At 47.9% G+C, this 15,193-nt stretch carries 11 protein-coding genes; 10 read left to right on the top strand and 1 reads right to left on the bottom strand.

The genetic code is table 11. The features are described from left to right. The first annotated feature begins 7 nt into the window (after positions 1-7). The 7 genes from GRF55_RS07265 to GRF55_RS07235 all read left to right on the top strand — a co-directional run bounded on the left by GRF55_RS07265 (position 8) and on the right by GRF55_RS07235 (position 8,485). Complete coding sequence (locus tag GRF55_RS07265; RefSeq protein WP_220367787.1) at positions 8-754, top strand: 16S rRNA (uracil(1498)-N(3))-methyltransferase; 747 nt, start codon at positions 8-10, stop codon at positions 752-754. Further along, positions 751-2,130, top strand: a complete 1,380-nt coding sequence (locus tag GRF55_RS07260) for a DUF4836 family protein (RefSeq protein WP_220367786.1) — start codon at positions 751-753, stop codon at positions 2,128-2,130. Before GRF55_RS07265 ends, GRF55_RS07260 begins: the two co-directional genes overlap by 4 nt. Further along, on the top strand, positions 2,127-2,771 hold the full coding sequence (locus tag GRF55_RS07255; RefSeq protein WP_220367785.1) for an ATP-binding cassette domain-containing protein: 645 nt from the start codon (positions 2,127-2,129) through the stop codon (positions 2,769-2,771). Before GRF55_RS07260 ends, GRF55_RS07255 begins: the two co-directional genes overlap by 4 nt. A 13-nt stretch (positions 2,772-2,784) precedes the next feature. Continuing rightward, positions 2,785-3,981 (top strand): ABC transporter permease, encoded by a 1,197-nt coding sequence (locus GRF55_RS07250; RefSeq protein ID WP_220367784.1) that lies wholly within the window; start codon positions 2,785-2,787, stop codon positions 3,979-3,981. Between the two features lie 163 nt (positions 3,982-4,144). Next, positions 4,145-7,474 carry a TonB-dependent receptor gene (locus tag GRF55_RS07245; RefSeq protein ID WP_220367783.1) on the top strand — a complete coding sequence of 1,110 codons (3,330 nt, stop codon included), beginning with the start codon at positions 4,145-4,147 and terminating at the stop codon, positions 7,472-7,474. 91 nt (positions 7,475-7,565) lie between these two features. Further along, a complete protein-coding gene (locus GRF55_RS07240; RefSeq protein ID WP_220367782.1) occupies positions 7,566-7,907 on the top strand; it encodes a cupin domain-containing protein in 342 nt (113 codons plus the stop codon). A gap of 188 nt (positions 7,908-8,095) precedes the next feature. Further along, complete coding sequence (locus GRF55_RS07235; RefSeq protein ID WP_220367781.1) at positions 8,096-8,485, top strand: endonuclease domain-containing protein; 390 nt, start codon at positions 8,096-8,098, stop codon at positions 8,483-8,485. 739 nt (positions 8,486-9,224) lie between these two features. Here GRF55_RS07235 and GRF55_RS07230 read toward each other — a convergent pair. Further along, positions 9,225-9,977, bottom strand: a complete 753-nt coding sequence (locus GRF55_RS07230; RefSeq protein WP_220367780.1) for an RNA methyltransferase — start codon at positions 9,975-9,977, stop codon at positions 9,225-9,227. 436 nt (positions 9,978-10,413) lie between these two features. On the opposite strand from GRF55_RS07230, the gene GRF55_RS11730 reads away from it, so the two are divergent. From GRF55_RS11730 to GRF55_RS07215, 3 genes are all read left to right on the top strand, one after another. Then, complete coding sequence (locus GRF55_RS11730) at positions 10,414-12,918, top strand: chitobiase/beta-hexosaminidase C-terminal domain-containing protein (RefSeq protein ID WP_255563745.1); 2,505 nt, start codon at positions 10,414-10,416, stop codon at positions 12,916-12,918. A gap of 28 nt (positions 12,919-12,946) precedes the next feature. Further along, positions 12,947-13,120 (top strand): hypothetical protein, encoded by a 174-nt coding sequence (locus GRF55_RS07220; protein ID WP_220367779.1) that lies wholly within the window; start codon positions 12,947-12,949, stop codon positions 13,118-13,120. 118 nt (positions 13,121-13,238) lie between these two features. Next, on the top strand, positions 13,239-14,780 hold the full coding sequence (locus tag GRF55_RS07215; RefSeq protein WP_172774742.1) for an IS1634 family transposase: 1,542 nt from the start codon (positions 13,239-13,241) through the stop codon (positions 14,778-14,780). The last annotated feature ends 413 nt before the right edge of the window (positions 14,781-15,193 follow it).

Genomic DNA, 15,193 nt, shown 5'->3' with positions numbered 1-15,193 from the left:
GACAGAGATGAAAGAAGAGCGATATTTCTATGTTCCGAATGCAGCTTCCTCTGATGTGTTGCCGCCAGAGGAGGCAGCACATGCTGTTCGCGTCCTGCGTTTGAGTGCTGGCGATGAAGTCTGTCTGATGGATGGTTGCGGCAGTTTTTATAAGGCGCTCATCAGTCAGGCAGACAAGCACGGCTGCAAGTACGAAATCAAGGAACGGGCAGAACAAGTGCGTTGCTGGAGCGGACATCTGCATCTGGCTATCGCTCCGACAAAAATGAATGAGCGGATGGAATGGCTGGCAGAGAAAGCAACGGAGATAGGTTTTGACGAGCTGTCGTTCTTAGATTGCCGGTTCTCAGAGCGGAAGGTGATGAAGACCGAGCGCATTGAACGGATTGTCGTGTCGGCAATGAAACAGAGCCGGAAGGCATGGAAGCCGCAAGTCAATGTCATGTGCAAGTTCGATGAGTTTGTGCGACAGCCGCGGACAGGCAGGAAATATATAGCCCATTGCTATGAAGAGATTGAACGGAAATACCTGTATGAGGAGTTGCAACGGAGAGGCGAGGCGGATGATGATATCATCGTTCTGGTTGGTCCGGAAGGCGATTTCTCGATAGACGAGGTTCGTTTGGCAATGGATAATGGCTACGTGCCTGTTACTCTGGGCAGCAGTCGGCTGCGTACGGAGACGGCAGGACTGTCTGCAGTGATGATGATGCAATTAGTCAACTCAAAGGAAAAAATGAAAGGGGAGAAATGAGACGTTACATTATTTGGATATTGTTTTCCGTTCTGCTTGCATCATGTGCAAGTGACGACTATGTGGATGTGATACCGGGAGAGAGTATCGCATTGTTGTCAATAGACTGCCAACAAGGGGAAAGTACCAGCAGCGGGACAAATGTGCTGCAAGCGCTTCTCGGTGTGGAAGGGCTGGAAGATGCGGGCTTGGACTTCTCAAGTAAGGTATATCTGTTTGAAACGGCAGACGGCACTTTCGGTCTGTGTGCAAAAGTTGATAGCAAAAAAGCGTTGACCCGCTTGCTGGAGCAGCATTTCGTGGCATCACACCGTTGTCAGCAGCTCACGGAGCGCAAAGGCTATCAGTTCACGGTTCTTGACGACAGTTGGCTGATAGGTTTCTCTTCCGATGCCTTGTTGGTGATGGGACCGACAATCAAGGGAAGTTCCGAGCAGGCGCAGTTGCAACAGCGCATGGCGAAATATCTGGATGCTGATGAGGAAACGGGCATTCGCAGTACGGGAGTCTTTGAGCGTTTAGGAAAAGATGCTCCCGTCTGTATGGTCGTTCAGATGGATGCGCTGCCTGAGGCTGCAGCTCTGCCGCTGATGATTGGTGCTCCGAAAGAGGCTGACGCTTCACAGGTGTGGTTGTCTGCTGCGGTGACCAATGCGGACGGATGTCTGGAGATTGCCGGTGATGTTTTTTCTTTTAATACCAAGATTGACGAGGCTCTGAAAAAATCTTTCCAGTCGTTCCGTCCTGTGTCGGAAAAGTTTGTCGGGAAAATGTGGAAGGGAGCATTGTTGGGCTTGTTCTTGAATGGTGATGGGAAAACGCTGTTGCCGATGTTGCAGGCAAACAAAGGGCTGCAGGCATTGTTGGCGGGCATGAACACTGCCATTGACATGGACAACATACTTCGTAGTGTTGATGGTGACGTTGCTGCCATCATCTCTGGCTATGAAAACGATAAGCCGGTCGTGGGACTGCTGGCACAACTTGCCCACACTGATTGGCTGAAGGATGTGGATTACTGGAAGCGCTCTTGTCCTGCAGGAACGGCTATTCGTGATAAAGGTCCCCAGGCTTTTTGCCTGGATTTGAACGTCAGTGCCCCGGGAACGGACATTTTCCCCTTCGGCGTGGCTGACGGTCTTCAGTTCTATGGCGGTCGTTTCCATCATGATGGCGGTCATCCTGAGGGCATTCCTGTGGTGAAAGAGGCTCTTCCTTCACAGATTCAATCGAAGATAGAAGGAAAGAAAATGGCATTGGTGCTCACGATGACAGCGTTGAAGTCTCGCATCGGAGCAGAAACTTTTAAGATGATAGAATCGGTCGTGACGCCTTTGTTCGGCGACGTAACGACCATTATATGCACAATGAAATGAAAACAATCGTATTCAGAAACGTTATTCCTCAAGTATTTTCCTTGCGTGCAGACTTGGTCTCTGAAGTCTGGAAGGCAGAGGTGACGTTTGAAAAGGAGAAAACATATCTTATCGAAGCGGAGAGCGGTAAGGGGAAAAGCACATTCTGTAGTTATGTCACCGGCTATCGCGATGATTATAGTGGCAGTATCTTGTTCGACTCGACAGATACCCGTTCGCTGAAAGTGAAAGACTGGGTGGCAGTGCGTAAGAAGCACGTCAGCCAGTTGTTTCAGGAGCTGCGCCTGTTTCCGGAGTTGAGTGCTTATGAGAATGTGGAAATCAAGAACAAACTGACGGGCTTCAAGTCGAAGAACGAAATCAGGGCATGGTTTGAGCGGCTTGGGATTGCTGAGAAATGGGATGCCAAGATTGGTCGGATGTCGTTTGGTCAGCAGCAGCGGGTAGCACTAATCAGGGCATTGGTTCAGCCGTTCGACTTCCTTCTTGCCGACGAACCGATCAGCCATCTGGATGATGCAAACGCACACGTGATGGGGGAGATTCTGATGGAAGAGGTGCGGGCACAGGGTGCCGGACTTATCATCACGAGTATTGGTAAGCACATGGACTTGGCATACGACCACATTATTCAATTATAAAACGTCGGCAGATATGTCTCTTGTCTGGAAACTTCTTCGTCAGCACATCAGCATCCCGCAGTTTGCCGGCTTTTTCTTTGCCAATCTGTTTGGCATGTTGATTGTTCTTTTGGGCATACAGTTTTACTATGACGTGAAACCGGTGTTCACTTCAGGCGACTCGTTCATGAAGCCCGATTATCTGATTGTGAGCAAGAAAATCGGTGCGGGGACGACTCTTTCCGGTCGCACCAATGCGTTCAACAGTTCGGATATTGACGACTTCCGTCAGCAGGATTTTGTGAAAAACATCGGCGTGTTCACAGCCACCGAGTATCGTGTTGGTGCGTCAATGGGCGTCAATGGGCAGCGGATACTCAACACGGAACTCTATTTCGAGAGTGTTCCTGATGAGTTTGTTGATGTTTCTCTGAAAGAGTGGAAGTATGAAGCGGGCAGCCGTGAGGTGCCCATTATCCTTCCGCGCGTATATATAAATATGTATAATTTCGGATTCGCCCAGAGTCGTTCGTTGCCGAAAATCAGCGATGGGCTGATGGGGATGATTGACTTCGACATTGATATTCACGGCAGCGGTGTCAATGATTTGTTCAAAGGTCGTGTCATCGGCTTTTCGAGTCGCCTGAACACGATACTCGTCCCGCAGTCGTTCATGGATTGGAGCAATGCCCGTTATGCGCCCCAATCCACGTCGCAGCCTACGCGACTGATAGTGGAAGTGGGCAATCCGGCAGATGAGCGTATCGCACAATATATTGACCGTAAGAACTATGAAGTGGAAACGGATAAACTGGATGCGGAGAAGACCACCTATTTCTTGAAAATGACCGCTCTCCTCGTGATGGGCATCGGACTGGTCATTGCAGCCCTCAGCTTCTATATTCTCATGCTGAGCATCTATTTGCTGGTGCAGAAGAATGCAGGCAAGCTGGAGAACCTGTTGCTGATTGGCTATAGTCCTTCTCAGGTGGCGCTGCCGTATCAGTTGCTGACAATCCTGTTGAACGTGGTGGTGCTCGTCATCGCATTTGTGCTGTTGCTGCTGATTCGCAATTATTATTACACTGTTCTTGAGATACTTTTCCCGCAGATAGAAGGCTCTCTGCTGCCATCCGTCGTGACGGGCATCTTGATATTCATCCTGGTATCGTTGCTCAATATATGGGCAATTCGGCGCAAAATCGTTCAGATATGGAGGCGGAAAGGATAAACCTACAAAAAAGCGGTTATAGTTTGCATATCCGTTAGATTATTCTTACCTTTGCAGTGCTGATAAAAACACATCGCTTCTCGTCTGTTGGGAATGGCAACGGGAAGGAGAAAGAGCAGACAAAACAACGATAAATTATAACAATTAAAAACTTTATTTCATTATGCAGAAAAGATTATCCCTTCTCATGGCATTGATGTTCATGGTGGTTGCAGCCTTTGCGCAGGTGACCACGTCAGGCATCAGTGGCAAGGTGACTTCCGCAGGTGAGGAAGTCATTGGTGCAACGGTGACAGCCAAGCACCTTCCTTCGGGAACAGTCTATCGTGCAGTGACCAATATTGACGGTCGCTATACGATACAGGGTATGCGTGTGGGCGGTCCTTACACGGTGGAAATCACTTACGTCGGTCACCAGCCGCAGGTGTTCAGCGATGTGAACCTGCTCTTGGGTGAGACGCAGAACCTCTCGTGCAGCCTTGAGGAAGATGTTACTGTGCTCGAAGAACTCGTTGTCACGGGTAAGAGCGGACTCAATGCCACCAAGACCGGTGCGGCAATGAGTATCAGCTCGCAGCAGATCAACGACATGCCGTCCATCACACACGGTATTGCCGACGTGGCACGTCTCAACCCTCAGTTGACCGTGACCAATAGCGGTGTGATGTCGTTTGCCGGTGTGAACAACCGTTACAACTCGTTCCAGATTGACGGTGCGATGAACAACGACGTGTTCGGTCTGGCTTCTGGCGGAAGCAATGGCGGTCAGGCTGGTACACAGCCCGTTTCGATGGAAACGATTGAGCAGATTCAGGTGAATGTCGCTCCGTTCGACGTTCGCCAGAGCGGATTCACCGGCGGTGCCATCAACGCTATCACGAAGAGCGGTACGAACCAGTTCCACGGCTCACTCTACGGCTATGGCTACAACAAAGACCTGATTGGAAAGAAATATAAGATGAGAACCGGTGAGTATAGCCAGGCTTACGACGACCAGACGGAGTATCAGTTTGGTGTGACGCTCGGTGGTCCGATCATCAAGGACAAACTCTTCTTCTTTGCCAACTTTGAGCAGGCAAACAAGGAATATCCCAACCTCTTCGGTTACGGAACAGAAGGCTCGCAGCTCACTACCCGTGCCATGGACCAGTATTACGTGCAGCAATATGGGGCACAGGGCTATCAGAGCATCGGCGATACGAACGTGGATGATGTTCTTGAGAAAGTGAAGGAGTTGGCAGCCAAGCAAGGCTACAACTACGACGGAGCTTTCAGCAACCCCGATATCTATACGAAGAGTACGAAGGTGGGTGTGAAGCTCGACTGGAACATCAACGACTTCAATAAGTTCAGCATACGCTGGAGCTTGGTCAATGCAAAGCAACTGAACAATACCAGCGGTTCGACATCACTGAACGACAACAATTACAGCTATCCGTTCAAAAGCGTGACCAACTCGTTCACGGCTGAGTTGCAGAGCCGCATCTCTCCAGTGCTCAGCAATGAGTTGCGCGGTAGCTATGTGCGTGTTCGCGACAAGCGTGATGTGGGAACGGCATTCCCGATGATCAACATCCGCAACGTGGGCAGTGCGCAGCTGAAAGACCCGAGCGATGCTTCGGGACAGACCTATCTGGTGAACCGCCGTGGCGGTACGCTGAACATCGGTAACGAGCGTTCATCAATGGCAAACACCCTCGATCAGGACATCTATACACTGGAAGACAACTTCACATGGTTCAAGGGTGATCACACACTGACATTCGGAACACACAACGAGATTTATAAGTTCGCCAACCTCTATATCCAGGATGCACACGGAACTTACTATTTCAATGACCTCGACCATTTCCATAAGTACTATAATGACTACATGGCAGGAACACTCGATCCTACCTATGCTTACATTTACCAGTACCGCTATGGTCATGCGAACGTCGATGTGACGGGCGACCCGCATTGGAAGGCAGCGTTCAGTGCCGGTCAGTTCGGTTTCTATGCACAGGACAAGTGGGATGCGTCGAACAACTTCCAGCTGACCTATGGTCTGCGCATGGACATCCCCGTGTTCTTCGATGCACCGGCAGAGAACGCACCGTTCAATGAATATGCGAAGGCTCGCGGATGGAACGTGAAGACCAACCACAAGCTGTCGAGCATGCCCCTCTGGAGCCCGCGCGTCGGTTTCCGTTGGGACATCAACAACGACCGCCGTTTCATCCTGCGCGGAGGTGCCGGTATCTTCACCGGTCGCATCCCGTTTGTGTGGATCAGCAATAACTATTCGAACACGGGAGTCCAGCTCTCTACCTATAACGTGATGAACCCGAAGGGCATCAATCTGATTCTCGACCCGAACGGACAGGATGCCAACGCGCAGCTGCTGAGAGCAACGGAAGGCAGCCAGATTATCAATGTATATGATGAAAAGTTCAGGTTTGCGCAGAACTTCCGCGCCAACCTCGGATTCGACTTCATGCTCGGAGGCATCAACTGGACGGCAGAAGCCATCTACTCGAAAACCCTCAACGACATCTACTATAAAGACCTGACCATCGAAGAGACAGGACAGACCTTCGGACAGACCTACGGCTACATGTGGGACAACCGACCGATGATGCAGTCAACCACCGGCGGAACGGACTTCTCGCATGTCTATGGACTCTACAACACGTCTAAGGGTTATACGGTGAACCTCTCACTGAAAGCCGAGAAGCATTTCAACTTCGGACTCGACCTGATGGCATCCTACACGTGGACACGCTCAATGACCGTCAACAACGGTTCTTCGTCGGTGGCAGAGAGCAACTTCCGCTACAACTACACCTATCGCAACCCGAACGATCCCGAGCTCGGATTCAGTGCCTTCAACGTGCCTCACCGCGTACAGGCTTCGGCATTCTATCGCATCGGATACGGACACAACAAGGCATGGACCACGACCATCGGACTCATCTATCAGGGTAAGAGCGGAAGTCCTTACACGATATACTATTACGGCGACGTGAACGGCGACGGACAGAACGGAAACGACCTCTTCTTCATCCCGACCGACGAGCAGATCGACCAGATGCGCTTCGAGGCAACCACCTACAACCGTCAGCCGCTGACCGAAGATATGCAGCGACAGTTGCTCAAAGAGTGGATTGCAGGCGACTCCTATATGAAACACCATCGCGGTGAGTACTATAAGCGCTATGCCGACAACCTGCCGTTCGAACACCACTTCGACGTGCACCTCGCACAGAAGTTCTCATTCAAGGTGGGACGACAGATCAACTCTATCGAGCTCTCGTTCGACGTGCTCAACGTGGGCAACCTCCTCAATAAAGATTGGGGACACACCTACGGCGACGGCTTCGGTATCTACTACAGCCCGGTCAACTACCAGGGCGGCGGACTGTATCAGTTCACAGGTCAGTATGCCGTGCGCAACTATAGCGACTACTACAGCCGCTGGCGCGGACAGCTTGGTCTGAAATACACCTTCTAAGGACGTTAACAACAGGCGTGCGGATGTCCAGCAGCAATGGGCATCCGCATTTCTTTTTACATATTACAAACAACAATAACACACACAGAGTATGATTATCAATTACAAAGAGATGGAACAGCAGCGCATCACAGGCTTCAAAGGTGGAAACGGCGATGTGCTCACACAGAATTTCGTGGACGAGAACAACAAGATCATGATGAGTCGCCTGCAACCGGGAGCCAACAGCGGCTACCATAAGCACGAAGGCAATTCGGAAATTGTCTATATCATCAGCGGAACGGGACACTTCGATTACGACGGCGTGCGCGAGGATGTGCAGGCAGGCAGCGTGCACTATTGCCCCATGAACCATTCCCACGCCATGTACAACGACGGCGACGACGAGCTCGTCTATTTCGCCATCGTGCCGGAACACATGGCACAGCGCTGAATGATAATGGATAAGTGGGGTTAAAGAGCTTTTGTTCCCTTCCGCTTAGCAGGTGGGGATAGATTCCGTTGTAAACATGGTGATTTAAAATATAGTATCCATTTGGATTGTAGAGCTTTGCTTCCGCCAGGCGCTCCCCTCCCATTTCAGGGGAGGGGCAGGGGTGGGGTGAGTAAGGAAAACGGAATATGCAGTATTCAGCAAAAGTAAATGATAAAAAGCAAAAAGGACATCGGAAAGCACTGAGAAATAATGCAACTCCGGCAGAAGCTGTTTTATGGAAAGCCTTAAAGTCACGCGGAGCTGGCGGATATAAATTCCGCAGACAGCAAAGTATAGGCTCATACATATTGGATTTCTATTGTCCCGAACTACGTCTTTGTGTTGAGTTGGATGGCTTATCACATAGTCATAAATATGAATATGATGAGCGCCGGACAGAATTCCTTTGCCAGCAAGGAATACGTGTTGTTAGGTTTGACAATCAACAAATATGGACTAGTATTGAAGGTGTTGTTGCTGAAATTGTGCGAATAGGAGATGATATAAAGAAAGGTGGCTTGACACCTAATATCTAAATAGGGGGATAATAACGTGTAGTTATGGACCCCACCCCTTACCCCTCCCCTAAGATGGGAGGGGAGTTTAGATAGGTGTTGCTTCTTCGTTTTTGTTTCCGTTAGGCGCTCCCCATTCATTTAGGGAGGGGAGTTTAGATAGGTGTTGCTTCTTCGTTTTTGCTTCCGCTAGGCGCTCCCCATTCATTTAGGGAGGGGAGTTTAGATAGGTGTTGCTTCTTCGTTTTTGCTTCCGCCAGGCGCTCCCCATTCATTTAGGGATGGGAGTTTAGATAGGTGTTGCTTCTTCGTTTTTGCTTCCGTTAGGCGCTCCCCATTCATTTAGGGAGGGGAGTTTAGATAGGTGTTGCTTCTTCGTTTTTGTTTCCGCTAGGCGCTCCCCATTCATTTATGGAGGGGAGTTTAGATAGGTTTTGCTTCTTCGTTTTTGCTTCCGCTAGGCGCTCCCCTCCCATTTCAGGGGAGGGGCAGGGGTGGGGTGAGTACGTAAATCCTTCGTCTGCTGGATTTGCAAATCCAGCGGTAAATTGAATGTCGGGATTTGCCTGTGTCAACGTAGGGGCGGATCGGTGTATCCGCCCGCTTTCTGATAATGAGTGTCACTTCGTGACAGAATTGAAAATCGCCGTAGGCAAATCTCACAAATCTATTCAAATCTCACAAATCCTTACAAATAGATTTAAAGACTTTCTTCCGTTAGGCGCTCCCCTCCCATTTCAGGGGAGGGGCAGGGGTGGGGTTATTCTCTCCGAAATTCCGCGCAGACGATGGCGGTGGCGGTGGCTACGTTCAGGCTTTCTGCCGTGCGTCGGTCGGCAGGATAGGGAGGGATGAGCAGGCGGTGGGTCAGCAGGGGGACAATCTCCGGTGATATGCCGCGCCCCTCGTTGCCCATGATGATGATGCCGCGGTTTTCTTTCCGCTGTGCATAGAGACTGTCGCCATCGAGCAGCGTGCCATAGACGGGCATCCCTTCGGGGCGGTTGGCGATGAGTTCTCGCAGGTCAATATAATAAATGTACACGCGCGCGATGCTCCCCATTGTTGCCTGCACCACCTTCGGATTGTAGGCGTCGGCAGTGTCGGTGCTGCAATAGATGTGCTTGATGCCAAACCAGTCGGCGATGCGGATGATGGTCCCTAGGTTGCCCGGGTCCTGAATGCCGTCGAGCGCCAGCACGAGTTCATCCTCGTTCATGCGATGCACACCGTCGGTTGCCGTCTGTGGGATGGGGAAGAGTGCCAACACCTGTTGCGGATGTTGCACGAGGCTCGCCCGTCGCAGTTCCTCTTCCGTCACTTCAACCACTCGCTCGGCGTTCGCCTTGTTTGTCGCGAGCCATTCAGCCGTTGCCACGAGCAGCCGTGCCCGTTGCGCAGCCAGCAGGTCGCCAACCGTTTTCGGACCTTCGGCAATGAACAGTCCCTCCGCCTCGCGTTGCTTCTTCTGTTGGAAGCTGCGGATATATTTTATCAGATTCTTACTGAGCATGCTGCAAATTTAATTAAAAATCTTGAGAATGATACATTTGGAATAAAAAAATGGGATGGAGCCCCCTGTATAAATATACGTTGCGGAATGGCTTTCCAAAAGTTCAACTTTCAGCTTGCAAAAGTTGAACTTTTAGGCGATGAAAGTTGAACTTTTAGAACGCAAAAGTTCAACTTTTGGAAAGCATTACTTAATCTGTTGATTATCAAAACTTTACGTATTGTATATTTATTCATTTCGTTGCATGTTTATGCAAGGGAGGATACTCCTTTATTTTTTTCTTTCCTTTTCTTGTTCATCTGCGAAAAAATTCCTAATTTTGCATCGACTTATGACCGAAGGTCATTTAGAAGCCTGTGTGCTCATGTTCGGGTGCATTGATATTCAAGTTGATACAGCAACGACAATAAAAACAAATAAAAAAACAAAATAGATTATGAAAAAACATTTACGTTATCTTTTGACGCTACTGCTCGTGATGGTAGCAAGTGTGGGATGGGCGGATACCTATACCTTGGGATGGGGAACAGCCTCTGGTGAAGAAGGAACATATACCAATTTTACGGGAACAGCAGGATCCGTTGATGGAATAGTTTCTTTTAGTACAGAAAAAAACTCTTCTGCTAATGCTCCTGCGTATAATGCAAACAATAGTGAATTGCGACTTTATTATAATGCTCAGGGAAATGGATGTTCTATTACATTGACTCCAGCAGAAGGAATAACCATTACAGGTATTGTAATGAAGACTTCTTTGTCTCCTTCTGTGAATTATTTTGTTGATGGTGGAACTGCTACTACTATAACAGCTTCAAGCAATACTTATACCATTTCAGGAATTTCTGCAACAACTTCTTTGAAGATTCAAAATGCAAATACATCAAACACGCAATTGCGTATTAAAACAATTGCTATAACTTATTCAAGTTCGACTCCTTCTACCGCTGTAGCCACATCGGTAACAATTGATAATACAGGTATCACGAATACAGATATTTTTGCTGGTGCGGCTGCTGGTCAGTTGACGGCAACCGTAAAAGATGATACGGATACGCCTATTGAAGGCGCAACGGTTACATGGACATCAAGTAAAGAAAGCGTGGCTACAATCGCTGCTGATGGTACAGTTACACTCGTAGCAGAAGGTACAACAACGCTGACAGCTTCTTATGCTGGTGAAGAAGATGTTTACAAATCTTCTTCAGCAACTTATGAATTGACGGTTACCAATAGCGACCCAGATAAACCTGGTTCATTGAACAATCCTTATACTGTAGCAGAAGCATTGGCAAATACTCCTGCTGCGGGAACTATTACTCCAGAAGTCTATGTTCGTGGTATTGTTTCAAGATTCCAAAACACCACAATTATGGATGATGGAGCCAATTTCCGTTATTATATCTCTGATGATGGTACGACAACTTCAGAAATACAAGTATATAGAGGAAAAGGTTTGAACAATGAGGCTTTTTCCAGCGTAGATGATCTTTTGGTTGGTGATACAGTGGTTGTTCTTGGTAAGCTGACAACTTACAATACAACGAAAGAAATTGCGGCTGACAACCATATCATTTCGTTGGGTCGCAATACTACCAAGGTGGCAACGCCAACTTTCTCAGTTGAAGAAGGTACTTATACTGAAGCACAAAGCGTAACAATCACCACGACCACAGAAGGCGCAAAGATTTATTATACAATCGATGGTACTGACCCAACGACAGAAAGCAATTTATATAGCGAAGCTGTTTCTATAACAGAGACAACCACGCTTAAAGCAATCGCTGTGAAAGAGGGAATGACTGATTCTGAAATCGCTACAGCAACATATACCATTAATATTATTAACGTGAATCCGAAAAACGTCGGTACCAACTATTTCGTAAAAGTGACCGATGTAAATGAATTGGAAGACGGCGATGCAATCCTGATTGTGAATGAGGATAATAACAAAGCAATGAGTACTACTCAGAATACCAATAACCGTGCAAGTGCTGTGATAGAAATTGTAGACAATGCTATTGAGCCTGCAGAAGATGTTCAAAAGTTGGTGCTTGTGAATGCTGGAGATAATCAATGGATGTTCTGTGCTGGAGTTTCAGCAGATAAAGGTTTCTTGACAGCAGTAACTTCAAGTTCAAGTCAAAACTATTTAAGAACAACAACAGATCCCGATGCCAATGCGAATGCAATAATAACTATTACAGATGGAAATGCTTCAATTGTATTCCAAGGAAATTATACAAAGAATGATTTGAGATTTAATGCGAATAGTGGTCAAATGTTGTTCTCATGCTATGCATCTTCTTCCACTATGAAATCTGTTCAAATCTACAAAGAAGTAGAAAAACCGACATCAGTTACCGTTACTATCGGTGAGACTGAGTATGCTACATTATATTATAGTAAAGTGGGCTTGATTGTTCCAGAAGGTGTAACTGCTAATGCTTACTCTGTATCTGGTACAACTCTGAATGTGGTACAGACCTACAATGCCGGCGATGTGATTCCTGCAGCTACGGGCGTTGTGCTCACCGGTGCGCAAGGTGACTATACATTCAACATCACAGAAGAGAACGGAACAGCTGCTGAAGGCAATATGTTGCGCGGTTCGGATGTTGATAAGACTACAACGGAAGGCGCTAAATACTACATGCTGTCGCTGGCAGCAACGGGCGGCAACGAGACTGTAGGTTTCTACTACGGAGCAGAAAACGGTGCGGCGTTCATCAACAAAGCACACAGAGCATATCTCGCCGTGCCCGAAGGAACAGAGGCAAAGGCTACGGGCTATGCTTTCAACGAAGTGACCGGCATCAACGACATCACCCGTGAGCAGGTGACCGACGGCGTATGGTACACCATCGACGGTAAGCGTCTCAACGGCGAACCGACCGCGAAGGGTATCTACGTGGTGAACGGAAAGAAAGTGGTGAAAAAGTAATCGAACGAATTATAAATAAGTAAGAGATATGAAAAAGACGTATTTGAAACCCCGCATCAAGACACTGGATGTGTTGTCCGAGAGCGTGCTGAACATGACGAGCGTGAACGACCAGATTGGTGACGGAAACCAGCTGGGAAAGGAGACGGACTACAGCGACCAGAATGATTGGGGAATGAAACGGACAAATGTATGGGAATAAACCTCCTGACTTCATCACTTTTTTGCGCCATCATATAGCGCACAATGATAATCAGCGAGTTACGTAAAATTATTGGGTGGTTTGGGTGGCGCAAGCGAAAAACGTGTACCTTTGCACCATGTATGTACGCAAGAAACACAATCGTTCCGGCTCTACAAGTGTGGTAGTGGTCAGTAAAGCGAGTGGAAAGTATAAAGAAATAAAATCGTTTGGCTCCTCTACATCCGAAGAGGAAATACATTCATTATGCGATAAGGCTGCTGCATGGATACGTTCATTTGGCGGTCAGCAAGAACTTGACTTTGATGACCGCAAGGGAAAGGAAGTCGAGGAGACAGAGCGTTTCCTTAGCAATATTGACAACGTGTTGATAAACGGTACTCGGCTTCTGCTTGATCAAGTCTATGACAGCATCGGCTTCAACCGGATTCCCGATGAGATTCTGCGTCATTTGGTAATCGCAAGGGTGTCGCAGCCCAGAAGCAAACTTGCCACAGTAGATTACCTGAAGTCATATTATGATGAAGATGTTGACCTCAACCACATCTATCGCTACATGGACAAGCTCTACAATACCCAGATGGAGCTTGCGCAGCAGATTAGCGTAGAGCACACCCGGAAACTGTTCGGAGGCAAGATTGGATTGATGTTCTACGACGTGACGACGCTCTACTTTGAGACAGCACAGACGGACGTATTGCGTGAACCGGGGTTTTCAAAGGATGGAAAGACGGCAGAGTCACAGGTTATACTCGGTCTGCTTGTATCAGAAGGAGGCTACCCGCTTTCATACTCTCTGTTCAACGGCAGCCAGTATGAGGGCTTCACCATGATACCAATGATAGATGACTTCAAGCAGCGTTTCAATCTGGGGAAAGATTTTGTTGTGGTGGCAGACTCAGGCTTGATGAACAAGAACAATGTCACTTTGCTGCAGGAGGCTGGCTACAACTACATACTTGGAGCCCGCATCAAGAGCGAGAGCGCAAGCGTGAAGCAATGGATTCTCTCTTTAGAGAAGGTTGATAAAGCCTGTTACGACTACAAACGTGAGAATGGGGAAAGACTTATCGTCAGTTATTCCGACAAGCGTGCAAAGAAGGATGCCTACAACCGTGACCGCGGAATTGTCCGATTGAGAAAAGCCTATAAGACCGGACGCATCACGAAGAGTCAGGTGAACAAGCGTGGCTACAACAAGTTTCTTGAAATCAGCAAGGACATAGAAGTCGTCATCAGCGAAGAGAAGATTGCAGAGGACTGCCAGTGGGACGGACTCAAGGGCTACATCACCAATACAGACCTTGACGCCGAGCGTGTCATTGCCGAGTATCATGGACTCTGGGTGGTGGAACGTGCATTCCGTATTTCAAAAGGAACTCTGGAAATGCGTCCGATGTTTCATTTTACAGAACGTAGGATAGAGGCACATGTCTGCATTTGCTTCATCGCCTATAAGGTATATAAGGAACTGGAGCGACTCATTGCCATTAACAAGATTGGGATGAGTGTCGATAAGGTGCTTGAGGCAGCCAAAACTATCACGACAATCAGGGTAAGGATGCCTAAAAACGGGACTTACTTCACTAAGACACTCTTCTTGACGGAGAAGCACCTCGCAGTGAAACCACTTTTCGACATATCTGGCAACAAATCTTAATTTGGGTGGCGCATTGACGAAGTCAGGAAATGTATGGGAATAAACCTCATGCTGAAAAGAGAAAAAGGAGGATGCCGAGCGGCTTCCTCCTTTTTTCTTTTTAGGGACTTTAAGGTCTTTAAGGAGTCTTTTTTTGCTTGTTTTCTTAGAAAATGCAGGGGAATGTTTGAAAAAATATATTAAATTATTACTTTTTCTGCATTTTTTATTGTAAAAATGAAAGTAGTTCGAGAAAAAGTTGTATCTTTGTAGCGACCTAAATGAAATTTATCACAACTTTAAAGTAAATCAATATGGCAAAGAAAGTAGAAAAGAAGCCTGTAAAGAAGGCAGCAGCGCCTAAGGCTGCTCCAAAGAAGAAAGCTCCTGCCAAGGCACAGAGCAAGAGTGTGAAAACCCAAAGCCAGAAGCTG

It is taken from the genome of Prevotella sp. Rep29 (genome assembly GCF_019551475.1).
Lineage (GTDB): Bacteria > Bacteroidota > Bacteroidia > Bacteroidales > Bacteroidaceae > Prevotella.
Note: the sequence above shows the minus strand (reverse complement) of the source record. Positions and strands in the feature narration are given on the sequence as shown.